Here is a 12,729-nt window from a genome sequence, read left to right as displayed (position 1 = left end):
GGCGCGGGATTTTACGGAGTGTCACGAATGCATGCAATGATGTGCGGCAGAAATTCGAAAAAAAGTAACAAAAAAGGCGGCCAGCGCCGCCTTTGCTAAACCCTTTACTTACTTGTACAGGTCGGCGCTGATGGTGACGTTGTTACCACGTTCCTGCCACTGGCGGGTGATGTGGTAATACTTGGCCCCTTTCTTCGCGGCACGCTTCGCCACCTGATAAGAGACTTCCGTCATGTTGCCGTAGTTGCCGGTGAATTTGACGCTGTCGAACGGCACCATCTGTGCAGCAGTGGCGTTGTTCAGCTCTTCAATTTTTGTTCCATCCGGCAGCGTGACAGCGTAACGTCCACCTTTAGTGGTCTGCGTTTCAAAGAAACGACCCACTTCAGCGCTTGGGGCTGCAGAGGTAGCAACGCCCGGTATTTCGACTTTCTTCGCCTCTTCTCCGCCTTTCGCCAGTGCTGCGCGACCAGCGTCAGAATCAGCAGGGATGGCATCCGGGCTTTGCAGTACGCGTTTTTTCGCATCTTGTTTATAGATGAATGCGGTGATGCGCTGGTTGCCGCCCTGGTTTGCATCGACCTGACGCACGATGTAGAACGCGTAAGCCCCTTTCGCTTTCGCCGCTTTGGTGATGACATCATTCACCTCAGGCTGGCTGCGATAGAAGCCCTGAACGGTAACGGTGTCGTAAGGCTCAAGCTCAATCGCCTGATCTTTTGGCAGTTCTACGATACCGTTAATGACGCGGTTTGTCGGCGCGTCCGCTTTCGGGGCATTTTCTTTGAACAGCGCAATGGTCACGCGCTGGTTGCCGCTGTTGCCCTGATCGGATTGATCAAGGACGTAAAACGAGGCTGCGCCTTTTTTATCGGCGGCTTTTGATGCGGCGGCAACGGCGTCGCCAATGGAGTTGTAACGACCCACAATGACCGTCTGGTCAAAAGGTTTTAACGCTGCCGCTTGCTCCGGCGTTAACTCTGTCGCGGCATTCGCAGACAGGGCGGTCGCAGAAAGAAGTGCGGACGCCAGGAGTGTGTTCTTAAGCTTCATAAAAATAATCCTTCGCCTTGCGCAAACCATGTACTGGTATTGTTGTTAATTTGAGACGGTCCCGATTATGGCATTTAAAACCCGTCGCTGTCTGCGCCATTTTTCACAGCCTGTGCTCACGGCGTGACCCAATTCGATAGCATTTAGTGATATGTTGAAAAAACAGACGTTTGACAAGCAAAACTGATGAAGCATATGACTTTTACAAGTTAATTTAATGTTAATAAGTTGTTCTCATATGGCGCTATATCATGTTTTTACCGCCTCGCTTGCGCGATTTATCGGTCTTCGCGATGAATTTAAGGTAAATATCCCTGTCAGTGACGCCGATCGCTTATTTTTGACAGATAAAATAAGAAATAGTGTTTTATGGCGGTAGATCACAGGCGCTATTTTCAGTAGGTTATAGAAAGTTTGTTACTGTTTTATTTTCCGGGGTGATTCATTTTTCGCCGCTATGTCGGTGGCGAAAATGATACAAGCCGCGGTCATTTATCGACAAACCATCATCAATAACCGATGGAAGGGAAAACTATGCGTATTGGGGTACCAAAAGAACGGTTAGCCAATGAGACCCGCGTAGCGGCAACGCCGAAGACGGTGGAGCAGCTGCTTAAACTGGGTTTTACCGTCGCGGTTGAACGCGGCGCGGGCAAGCTGGCAAGTTTCGATGACGAGGCCTTCATTCAGGCTGGCGCAGAAGTCGTAGACAGCGCGGAAGTCTGGCAATCACCAATCATTCTCAAGGTGAATGCGCCAGAAGAGAGTGAGATCGAGCTGCTTAACGCGGGCACGACGCTGGTGAGCTTCCTCTGGCCTGCGCAGAATCCGGAACTGATGGAGAAACTGGCGGCACGCGGCGTGACCGTGATGGCGATGGACTCTGTGCCGCGTATCTCACGCGCGCAGTCGCTGGATGCTTTAAGTTCGATGGCCAATATCGCCGGATACCGCGCGATCGTCGAAGCCGCTCACGAATTTGGTCGCTTCTTTACCGGTCAGATCACCGCCGCGGGCAAAGTGCCTCCGGCGAAGGTGATGGTGATTGGTGCGGGCGTGGCGGGCCTGGCGGCAATCGGGGCAGTCAACAGCCTCGGCGCTATCGTCCGTGCGTTTGATACCCGCCCGGAAGTGAAGGAACAGGTACAAAGTATGGGGGCCGAATTCCTTGAGCTGGACTTCAAGGAAGAGGCGGGCAGCGGTGACGGCTACGCGAAGGTGATGTCCGAAGCCTTTATCAAGGCGGAAATGGCGCTCTTTGCCGCGCAGGCGAAAGAGGTCGATATTATCGTCACCACCGCGCTGATCCCGGGTAAACCAGCACCGAAGCTGATCACCCGTGAAATGGTCGACAGCATGAACCCGGGCAGCGTGATCGTCGATCTGGCCGCGCAGAACGGCGGGAACTGTGAATACACCGTGCCGAATCAGGTCATCACCACGGCCAACGGCGTGAAGGTGATCGGCTATACCGATCTGCCGGGCCGTCTGCCAACGCAGTCTTCCCAGCTTTACGGCACCAACCTCGTCAACCTGCTGAAGCTGCTCTGCAAAGAGAAAGACGGCAACATCACCGTTGATTTCGACGATGTGGTGGTGCGCGGCGTCACGGTGGTACGCGACGGTGAAATCACCTGGCCTGCACCACCGATTCAGGTTTCCGCCCAGCCCCAGGCCGCCCCTAAAGCCGCGCCTGAGCCTGTAGAGCCCGCGAAACCGGCCTCGCCGTGGCGCAAATACGCGATCATGGCGCTGGTGATTATTCTGTTTGGCTGGCTGGCCGACGTTGCGCCGAAAGAGTTCCTCGGCCACTTCACCGTCTTCGCGCTCTCCTGCGTGGTGGGTTACTACGTGGTGTGGAACGTCTCCCATGCGCTGCATACGCCGCTGATGTCCGTTACCAACGCCATCTCGGGGATCATCGTGGTGGGGGCATTACTCCAGATTGGTCACGGCGGCTGGATCAGCTTCCTGAGCTTTATCGCGGTGCTGATCGCCAGTATCAATATTTTCGGTGGTTTCACCGTCACTCAGCGCATGCTGAAAATGTTTCGTAAAGGCTAAGGGGTAGCATATGTCTGGAGGATTAGTCACAGCCGCATACATTGTTGCTGCAATCCTGTTTATTTTCAGTCTGGCGGGGCTTTCCAAACACGAAACGTCTCAACAGGGAAATAACTTTGGTATCGCCGGGATGGCGATTGCGCTGATTGCCACCATCTTCGGGCCGGATACCGGCAACGTTGCGTGGATCCTGGTGGCGATGATCATCGGCGGGGCGATTGGTATTCGCCTGGCAAAACGCGTTGAAATGACCGAAATGCCAGAGCTGGTGGCGATCCTGCACAGCTTTGTCGGGCTGGCGGCGGTGCTGGTGGGCTTCAACAGCTACCTGTATCACGAACCGGGGATGGAGCCGATTCTGGTAAACATTCACCTGACCGAAGTGTTCCTTGGGATCTTCATCGGTGCGGTCACCTTTACCGGTTCAATTGTGGCCTTTGGCAAACTGCGCGGCAAAATTTCCTCAAAACCGCTGATGTTGCCTAACCGTCACAAGCTGAACCTGGCGGCGCTGGTCGTATCCTTTGTGTTGCTGCTGATCTTCGTGCAGACCGAAAGCGTGGGCGTGCAGGTTCTGGCGCTGCTGGTGATGACTATCATCGCGCTGGCGTTTGGCTGGCATCTGGTGGCCTCCATCGGTGGGGCAGATATGCCGGTCGTGGTATCGATGCTGAACTCCTATTCGGGCTGGGCAGCGGCAGCGGCGGGCTTTATGTTAAGCAACGACCTGCTGATCGTCACCGGTGCGCTGGTGGGTTCTTCCGGTGCGATCCTGTCCTACATCATGTGTAAAGCGATGAACCGCTCGTTTATCAGCGTCATCGCGGGTGGCTTTGGTACTGACGGTTCTTCTACCGGTTCTGATGAAGAAGTGGGCGAGCACCGCGAGATTTCCGCAGAAGACACCGCAGAGATGCTGAAAAACGCCCATTCGGTGATCATCACCCCGGGCTACGGCATGGCGGTTGCACAGGCACAGTACCCGGTGGCGGAAATCACCGAGAGGCTGCGCGCGCGTGGGATCAAGGTTCGCTTTGGTATTCACCCGGTCGCCGGGCGTCTGCCGGGCCACATGAACGTGCTGCTGGCGGAAGCCAAGGTGCCTTATGACATCGTGCTGGAGATGGATGAAATCAACGATGATTTCGCCGATACCGACACCGTGCTGGTAATTGGCGCTAACGACACCGTAAACCCGGCAGCGCAGGACGATCCGCGTAGTCCGATTGCCGGTATGCCGGTTCTGGAAGTGTGGAAGGCACAGAATGTCATTGTCTTTAAACGCTCAATGAACACCGGCTATGCTGGTGTACAGAACCCGCTGTTCTTCAAGGAGAACACCCATATGCTGTTTGGCGACGCCAAGGCCAGCGTGGATGCGATTCTGAAAGCGCTGTAATTCTGCTTCATCCTGACAAACCGCCCTCAGGGGCGGTTTTCTTATTTCTGCGGCCAGCTTTTCTCCTCTGTCTATACTTTACCCTTTGTGTAATATGAGGAGGTGTAATGCGATTTTTGTCCCGCTTCGACATCATCGAGCTGATGATGACGCCGTCTTTCTGGATAGGCGTTGCCACGGTGGTCTTTGTGACGCTGCTGGTGTACTGGCTGCTGACGCGCCTGATCGCCTTCGTTAAAAAAGGGATTACCACCTGGGGCGACAAGCACCCCACCACCAATCGGATGCGCTTTATCCTGACGGACATGCTTAACCGCACCAGCCGTATCCTGCTGTTTATCGTGGCGCTGTTGTTCAGCCTGCGTTTTATCGACTTACCCGACCATCTCTTTGGCACCGTGAGCCACGCCTGGTTCCTGGTCTTCGCGATCCAGGTGGCGCTTTGGATGGATCAGGGGGTGGTGTCGTGGCTTCATCACGTCATGCTGGCGCCGGGAAGCCATAAAAATCCGGTGACGCTGGTGATCACGGGGCTTATCCTCCGTGCCATTGTCTGGTCAGTGATGCTGCTGTCTATTCTTGCTAACGCGGGCGTCAACATCACTGCTCTGGTTGCCAGCCTTGGGGTAGGGGGTATTGCCATCGCCCTCGCGGTGCAGACAATCCTGAGCGATGTCTTTGCCTCACTGTCTATCGGTTTTGATAAACCCTTCGAAATTGGCGATTTTGTGGTGTTCAACGATGTTGCGGGGACGGTTGAGCACATTGGTCTGAAAACCACCCGTATCCGCAGCCTGAGCGGGGAGCAGATTGTCTGCGGAAACGCCATCCTGCTGCAACAGACGCTGCATAACTATAAGCGTATGCAAACTCGGCGAATCGTCTTTACCTTCGGTGTCGCCAGCGATACGGCGCCGGACAAACTGCGTTCTGTCGGTGAGATGGTCAAACAGATTATTACTGACGTCGGTGAGACGAAGTTTGACCGCGCCCATTTCCTGGGCTTCGATCGCGATCGCCTGACCTTTGAGGTGGTTCATATCGTTGATACAGCGGATTACAACAAATACATGGATATTCAGCAGGAGATTAATATCCGTATTCTGGAGGGGCTGAACCAGCAGGAGATCGAGCTGGCGCTGCCGAGCATGGTTCTCCACGCGCCCTGGATGGATGCCGTAGACGAGGCACCTGCGCAACGGTTGAGCGAAGCGTAATGAAAAAAGCCCGCCTTTACCGGCGGGCTTTTATTTAGGGGTCAATCGTCTTCTTCATCGTCCAGTTCAACCGGGGTCTGATACTCATCCGGTTTAATGACCAGCAGGTCACAGCGCAGATGGTCGATCACCTGTTCGGCGGTATTGCCCAGGAAGGCGGCAGAAATACCGGTGCGGCCAATGGTCCCCAGCACCACAATCCCGGCCTGCAGATGCTCGGCAAGGTCAGGAATAACCTCTTCAGGCAACCCTTTTTCAACGTGGGTCATTTTCTCATCGATGCTGAATTTCTGACGCAACGCTTTCATCGCCAGCAGATGCTGACCGCGGATCGCGTCGTTATAGACGCTGGGATCAAATTCAGGCAGCTCGATGGCAATATTGATCGGCGTGACGGGATACGCGCCTACCAGGTGTACCTCGGTATGGTTGACCTGTTCGGCGAGGTGAAGCGTCTCTTTTACCAGCTTCTCGTTAAGGGAATTATGATAATCCTCTTCGCTTGCCAGGTTGACCGCCACGACAGCTTTTCCGCCTTCCGGCCACGGCTGGTCCTTCACCATCCATACCGGGCAAGGGCATTTACGCAGCAGGTGCCAGTCGGTAGGGGTAAAGATCACAGATTCGAGTTTGTCGTGCTGGTGCGTCATTTTCAGCAGGAGATCGTGCCCACCGGCGATCACTTCCTGGATAATGGCTTCGAAGGGACGGTTGTGCCAGACCACTTTGATGTCGATGGGAACGCCCGCGTCCAGGTAATATTTTGCCTGTTCACGGATCCACGCGGTACGCTGGCCGATCACGCCCTGACGCATCGCGGTACGCTCGTCAGGGGACAGAAGGGTGGTCATCTCATACGAGAAGTCGTAGATCGGCAAAAACGCTTTAATTTTGCCGCCAATCCGTTGATGTAAATACACAGCACGCCGTAAAGCGGGTTGATCGTCCTGGTTAGGATCGATGGCCACCAGCATGTTTTGATACTTTGCCATACAGGTCTCCTTACAACTGTCACCACAGTCTGTAATTAAAAGAGTAACCTATATATGTTGAATGAAACAGGGGGGAGAGTTTTGCCAGATCAATAATTACGAAGATTTATCGATCTGGCAGGCGTCGTGCGAAGCGGTTACGCCACGTTGCGGGCGTGTCCGGCGAGGACCGCCAGCGCTTCACCGTTTTCGATGGTGATATATTTACCTTTTACCGCCAGCATGCCGCTTTTCTGGAAACGACCCAGCAGGCGGCTGATGGTTTCAACGGTCAGACCGAGGTAGTTACCGATATCGCCGCGCGTCATCGTCAGACGGAATTCGCGTGGGGAGAAGCCACGTTCTGCGAAACGACGGGAGAGGTTATAGATAAACGCAGCCAGGCGCTCTTCTGCATTCTTTTTAGAAAGCAGCAGGATCATATCCTGGTCGCCTTTGATCTCACCGCTCATCAGACGCATCATCTGCTGGCGCAGGTTAGGCATCTTCCCGGACAGGTCGTCCAGCGTTTCGAACGGGATTTCGCAAACCATAGAGGTTTCCAGCGCCTGAGCAAAGCTCGGGTGGTGGCCAGTACCGATGGCATCAAAGCCTACCAGGTCGCCCGCCAGATGGAAGCCGGTGATCTGCTCATCGCCTTGCTCGGTGATGGTGTAGCTTTTAATGGTGCCAGAGCGGATAGCATAGAGCGATTTCAGTTCGTCTCCCGCTTTAAACAGCGTCTGCCCTTTCTGAATCGGCTTTTTGCGCTCGATGATATTATCAAGCTGATCGAGTTCATGCTCATTCAGAGTAAACGGGATACAGAGCTGGCTGATGCTGCAATCCTGGCAATGGATAGCACAACCGCCAGACTGAATGCGTCGTATAATTCGCTTTTCCGGGATCATAGGTTTGCTCAAGCCTTAATTGATATTGGTCAATTTTAACATCTTTTTGGTAAGTACGTAAGCCTGGCAAACGACCAATAAGCACAAGAGACGCCAACGTGTTGCCATCTTCTTGAAATTCCACAGCTTGATTATGGATTTTTAGCCTAACCGGAAGAAAATTAAGCACTAAAAGCCTGGTTTCTACAGCAAAAGATACCCTTCGTGACGCAGTAACCACTCCTTACGCTGCACGCCACCGGCATAGCCCGTCATGGTGCCGTTGCGTCCGATGACGCGATGGCAGGGAACCACAATACTGACAGGATTCGAGCCGTTAGCGGCACCCACCGCGCGTGCTGCGCCCGCCCGACCGAGCTGCTCCGCGAGTTGGCCGTAGTGCATAACCTGCCCGCAGGGAATAGTCCGCAGCGCCTGCCAGACTTCGCGCTGGAAGGGCGTTCCGCCCGTGGCGGTAGGCAGGTCGTTGATGATGTCGAGTTCGCCTTCGAACCAGGCAGTAAGTTTATCGCTGAGGCCACCCGGGTTGGTGGCAGATACACGCTCATAACCCTGCGCGCGGTAATGGATGTTAAGCAACGCTTCCATACGGTCGCTGTGCTCTTCCCATTCAACGGCGCGCAGATGGTATTGCTCATCCGTAATCACCCACAGCGGCCCGAGGGGCGTCGCAATTTTATCTTCGAGTAATCTCAGCATCTTCAGTCCTTCGTCCGTATGCGGTCCAGGCGGCAGGACGACAAGATACCATGCCAGTTGCCTCACCAGCCATACCCCTAAAAAGATACGCCGTCATGATGAGGCCAGCGAATTGGAGGTACTCTGCCTGACGGGCAGTCATCAATTACCCCATGTCAGCACGATTGCTGATTAATATGAGGCAGAGCGAGTTAATGTATAAGCAGGCGTTTATCGGAAAGGATATCCGGCTTCAGAAGACGATTGCGTAATATGCATTTGCTTATAAGCGAGCAAGGGGGAGGTTATTTGTCATAATGCGGAAAATGTATTTAACGCGCTAAGAATAATGCGTATCGGTATTATTTGCGAATCATTTTCATTTGTCGCGATTCTTATGACACGAAACCCTAACTGCGCGGGTGCCAGGCAGAGCCCCGCATAGCGCTATAAAAAGCCAATAAAGAGTGTCGAAATAAAATAAGTAAAAAAACAGAGCCTGTCCGACATCAGACAGACCCTATAGTACACACAGCAGTGCGTCCATTCGCAAGTCCCGCATGTTTTATTCCTTCGGCAGGTCTGATCAGTTATAACAGTTTTCCGCTAAAAAGATAGAGAGAGTAGTGATTGATTTCACGATTTTTTAACTTAAATTTATCATTTTATTAGCGCTGAAATTTTAGTTAAGTTTACTTAAATTATTTAGTGAATGGTTATTTAATATATTCACTAAAATTATATTTGCCCGATGAAGGATCGGTGAAACTCGCCAAAAGCGGAAGATTGAGGCCCGCGACTGGCGCAGGTATAGTAGATGTTCAGATGCAGCCGGAGAATTTCCATGAATCCTGAAGATAAATCCCTTTTCTTAGACGCCATGGAAGATGTCCAGCCCCTGAAACGCTGTGCGGACATACACTGGCAGGCCAACCGCAACACGCGGGAGCGTCAGGATATTGATACCGAGCAGCTGGATAAATTTCTGACGCTTGGGTTCCTGGAACTGCTTCCGCTTGAGGAGCCGCTGGCGTTTAAGCGCGATGGGGTCCAGCAGGGCGTGATTGAGAAACTGCGTGCGGGGAAATACTCCCGTCAGGCCAGCCTGACCCTGCTGCGCCAGCCCGTCGAACGCTGCCGCCAGATGCTCTATTCCTTTATTCGCCAGGCCGGTCGCGATGGCTTGCGTAATCTGATTATCATCCACGGTAAGGGGCGCGAGCAAAACGCCCATCCCAACGTGGTGCGCAGCTATCTGGCGCGCTGGTTGACCGAATTCGACGACGTGCAGGCATTCTGTGAAGCGCAACCGCACCACGGCGGCAGCGGGGCGTGTTACGTCTCGCTGCGCAAATCCGATGAGGCGAAGCACGAAAACTGGGAACGTCACGCCAAGCGTAGCCGCTAGCGCAGGGCTCGGAGCGGGGCATGCTGGCGCAACACGCCCCGGTTCATTGGCATTATTGTGTCTGCGAGCGCATATGTCAGAAGGTTTCCCAGTTGGCGTCTGCGGCATTTGCCGTGGCCGTCGCCGGGCGCAACAGCTGAGGTGTTTTCACCCCGGTCGGACGTGGGGCAACCGTCTCCTGCACGTTCAGGCGAAAAGCTGCCACGGCCTGACGTAACTGCCCGGACTGATCTTCCAGCGCGGCGGCTGCGGTGGCGGACTCCTGCACCAGCGCGGCGTTTTGCTGTGTCACGCTATCCATCTGCGACACCGCCAGGCTTACCTGCTCAATACCGCGGCTTTGCTCGTCAGAGGCGGATGAAATCTCGCCCATGATATCGGTCACGCGGGTGACCGCCGCGACGATCTCTTTCATGGTCGCACCGGCCTCGCTCACCTGGTCTGAACCGGTGTTTACCCGGTTGACCGAGTTCTCGATAAGCCCTTTGATCTCTTTTGCCGCCTGCGCACTGCGGCTGGCTAAGGTGCGAACTTCGCCCGCGACCACGGCAAAACCCCGACCCTGTTCGCCCGCGCGTGCGGCCTCGACTGCCGCGTTCAGCGCCAGAATATTGGTCTGGAAGGCGATGCTGTCAATGACGCCGGTAATATCCGCAATTTGCCGCGAGCTGTCGGCAATGTCGGTCATGGTGCGTACGACGTTATCCACGACCTGCCCCCCACGTGCAGCGGTTTCAGAGGCGTTCTTCGCCAGCAGCGTCGCCTGTCGGGCGTTATCGGAGTTCTGTTTCACCGTGGCGGTCAGCTGCTCCATGCTGGCAGCCGTCTCTTCCAGCGAGGCAGCCTGCTGCTCGGTCCGGGCCGAGAGATCGTTGCTGCCGGCGGCTATTTCGCCCGCCCCGGTATAAATGGCGTCCGTGCTTCCGCGAACGGCGCTCACCGTGCCGATCAGCGACTGCTGCATCTCGTGCAGACCGGCTGCGAGCTGGCCCATTTCGTTACGCCCGGAGAGGTGAAGGGTCTGTGTCAAATCGCCGCTCGCGATGGTACGAATATGGTTCATAATGGTGTTGAGCGGTTTTAACAGCATGCGCTGCAACCCCTGCCAGATGACAATCAGCACGGCAATCACCGCCAGCAGGATCGCCCCCAGCGTCCACTGCATCTGGGTAAAGCTGCTCTGGTTCTCAACGGCGGCGGCCTTAAGCAGGGTATTGTTTTCTGCGCGCCAGCGAGTGTAGACCGCCTCCATATTATCCTGCGCCTGTTGCGCATCAAGATCGCCATAAGCCTGGTAATTGTCTGCACGCAGGTACGCAATCGACAAACGCATCACCTCATGCATCTGCTTCCAGGCGGCCTGCATCTCCTCAGTTAAGGCCGCGTTCTGGCCCTTAACCTGCGGCATTTTCTGCCAGTCGTTGTGATACGTTTCGGCCTTAACCAGTGAGTCGCTGGCGGTACCCAGCAGGGTGTTGATCGCGGCAAGAGACGCCGGGTCGCGCTGGTTTTTCAGATAGCGGATCGCCACGCGGGTGACGGTCACGCGTGTTTTCACCAGCGTATTCACGCTGTCGCTCAGGCTCTCCTGTTGGGCGTTAAGTACCCCGGAGTTCTGGAAATTATGACGGTCGTTGCTCACGGCGGAATAGAACAAGCCTCCCGTGACAACTTGCAGCAGACAGAATATGGTGAGAGCAAAGAGAATACCGGTGATCACGTGCAGGTTTTTCAGCATAGCGGTCGTCCATTAGGATGCAGGGGTTGCATAATTACTATCGTCGTAGCCCCTTTAAACTTTAATTAACTATTGCTTAACTAATGGTTTCCATACGGAACCTGTTGTAAATCCGAGTCATTTTTATGAGGAAGGTCAGCATGAGCAGCATAGATAAAAGCGGGACGTTTACGCTTGGCACGCGTACGGTTAAACGGCTGGGTTATGGTGCAATGCAGCTCGCCGGGCCGGGGGTGTTTGGCCCCCCGAAGGATAAACAAGCCGCGCTGGAGGTGCTTCGCGAAGCGGTAGCAGCCGGCGTCAATCACATTGATACCAGTGATTTTTACGGGCCGCACGTGACCAACCAGCTTATCCGCGAGGCGCTGCACCCGTACCGGGACGATCTGACTATCGTGACCAAGATTGGGGCTCGCCGTGGGGAGGATGCTTCCTGGCTGCCGGCGTTTTCCGCTGCGGAACTGACGCAGGCGGTACACGATAATTTGCGTAACCTTAAGCTGGACGTACTGGACGTGGTGAACCTGCGGATCATGTTCAGCGCGCACGGTCCGGCGGAAGGCTCAATTGCCGAACCGCTGAGCACGCTTGCAGAGCTTCAGCAGCAGGGGCTGGTAAGACACATCGGTTTGAGTAATGTCACCGCCGCGCAGGTTGCCGAAGCGCAGAGCCTCGCAACCATCGTCTGCGTGCAAAACATGTATAACATTGTTAACCGCGGCGATGATGCGCTGGTGGATTCCCTTGCGCAGCAGGGGATAGCCTACGTGCCGTTCTTCCCGCTCGGGGGCTTTACGCCGCTGCAATCGTCCGGGCTGCAATCGGTCGCCGATACGCTGGGGGCAACGCCGATGCAGGTTGCGCTGGCATGGTTACTGCAACGTTCCCCAAACATCCTGCTTATCCCGGGCACCTCGTCTGTGGCGCATCTGCGGCAAAATCTTGCCAGTGCGGACCTTGAGCTTCCACCTGAGGCGCTGGATGCCCTGAATTCCCTGTCGAGTTAAGCGTGCCGATATAAGCCCGGCGATCTTTCACCGGGCTTTTTTCTGACGGGCGCACAGGCTTATTCCGCCCCGGTCGCCACCTGACGGCTCTGCCTGTGCAGCGCCAGCGCCTCCGCCACAATTTCCTGCTTGCTCTTGCGCGTTTCATACGCGGTCGTCCTGACGTATTCCATCAGGGCAGCATCGATGCGTGCGCTCAACATTTTCAGGTCAGCCTCCTTTGCTAAACCGCGCGCCGTCCGTTTTTCGGGATAATCACGGGTTGGCATAGAAAACGTCCTCC

The 12,729-nt window shown here is 54.9% G+C and carries 11 protein-coding genes; 5 read left to right on the top strand and 6 right to left on the bottom strand.

What is annotated here, in order from left to right; all coding sequences use genetic code 11:
- Positions 1-108 precede the first annotated feature (108 nt).
- Positions 109-1,053 carry a DUF1471 family protein YdgH gene (gene ydgH / locus I6L58_RS02635; protein ID WP_088207394.1) on the bottom strand — a complete coding sequence of 315 codons (945 nt, stop codon included), beginning with the start codon at positions 1,051-1,053 and terminating at the stop codon, positions 109-111.
- 534 nt (positions 1,054-1,587) lie between these two features.
- On the opposite strand from ydgH, the gene pntA reads away from it, so the two are divergent.
- The 3 genes from pntA (at position 1,588) to I6L58_RS02620 (ending at position 5,733) form a co-directional block, all read left to right on the top strand.
- Positions 1,588-3,117 carry a Re/Si-specific NAD(P)(+) transhydrogenase subunit alpha gene (gene pntA / locus I6L58_RS02630; RefSeq protein ID WP_088207393.1) on the top strand — a complete coding sequence of 510 codons (1,530 nt, stop codon included), beginning with the start codon at positions 1,588-1,590 and terminating at the stop codon, positions 3,115-3,117.
- 10 nt (positions 3,118-3,127) lie between these two features.
- The gene (gene pntB / locus I6L58_RS02625) at positions 3,128-4,516 is read left to right on the top strand and encodes a Re/Si-specific NAD(P)(+) transhydrogenase subunit beta (protein WP_006174988.1); all 1,389 of its coding nucleotides are present in this window, start codon (positions 3,128-3,130) and stop codon (positions 4,514-4,516) included.
- A gap of 107 nt (positions 4,517-4,623) precedes the next feature.
- Entirely contained in the window at positions 4,624-5,733 is a 1,110-nt protein-coding gene (locus I6L58_RS02620) for a mechanosensitive ion channel family protein (protein WP_088207392.1), read from the top strand.
- A 41-nt stretch (positions 5,734-5,774) separates the two neighbouring features.
- Here the strand turns inward: I6L58_RS02620 and uspE are convergent, their stop codons facing one another.
- The 3 genes from uspE to ogt all read right to left on the bottom strand — a co-directional run bounded on the left by uspE (position 5,775) and on the right by ogt (position 8,314).
- On the bottom strand, positions 5,775-6,725 hold the full coding sequence (uspE, locus tag I6L58_RS02615; RefSeq protein ID WP_006174990.1) for a universal stress protein UspE: 951 nt from the start codon (positions 6,723-6,725) through the stop codon (positions 5,775-5,777).
- Between the two features lie 137 nt (positions 6,726-6,862).
- Complete coding sequence (gene fnr, locus I6L58_RS02610) at positions 6,863-7,615, bottom strand: fumarate/nitrate reduction transcriptional regulator Fnr (protein WP_006174991.1); 753 nt, start codon at positions 7,613-7,615, stop codon at positions 6,863-6,865.
- A gap of 183 nt (positions 7,616-7,798) precedes the next feature.
- Positions 7,799-8,314 (bottom strand): methylated-DNA--[protein]-cysteine S-methyltransferase, encoded by a 516-nt coding sequence (ogt, locus tag I6L58_RS02605; RefSeq protein ID WP_088207391.1) that lies wholly within the window; start codon positions 8,312-8,314, stop codon positions 7,799-7,801.
- An 823-nt stretch (positions 8,315-9,137) separates the two neighbouring features.
- Here ogt and smrA point away from each other — a divergent pair.
- On the top strand, positions 9,138-9,701 hold the full coding sequence (gene smrA, locus I6L58_RS02600) for a DNA endonuclease SmrA (protein WP_088207390.1): 564 nt from the start codon (positions 9,138-9,140) through the stop codon (positions 9,699-9,701).
- Positions 9,702-9,777: 76 nt separating this feature from the next.
- Here the strand turns inward: smrA and tcp are convergent, their stop codons facing one another.
- Positions 9,778-11,439, bottom strand: a complete 1,662-nt coding sequence (gene tcp / locus I6L58_RS02595) for a methyl-accepting chemotaxis citrate transducer (protein WP_088207389.1) — start codon at positions 11,437-11,439, stop codon at positions 9,778-9,780.
- A 140-nt stretch (positions 11,440-11,579) separates the two neighbouring features.
- Here tcp and I6L58_RS02590 point away from each other — a divergent pair, with 140 nt between their 5' ends.
- Entirely contained in the window at positions 11,580-12,446 is an 867-nt protein-coding gene (locus I6L58_RS02590; RefSeq protein WP_042319699.1) for an aldo/keto reductase family oxidoreductase, read from the top strand.
- Positions 12,447-12,505: 59 nt separating this feature from the next.
- On the opposite strand, the gene I6L58_RS02585 is transcribed toward I6L58_RS02590, so the two are convergent.
- On the bottom strand, positions 12,506-12,715 hold the full coding sequence (locus tag I6L58_RS02585; protein WP_088207388.1) for a hypothetical protein: 210 nt from the start codon (positions 12,713-12,715) through the stop codon (positions 12,506-12,508).
- Positions 12,716-12,729 lie beyond the last annotated feature (14 nt).

This window comes from Enterobacter cancerogenus (assembly GCF_019047785.1).
In the GTDB taxonomy this organism is placed as follows: Bacteria; Pseudomonadota; Gammaproteobacteria; order Enterobacterales; family Enterobacteriaceae; genus Enterobacter; species Enterobacter cancerogenus.
This window is presented reverse-complemented; position numbering and strand designations above follow the sequence as displayed.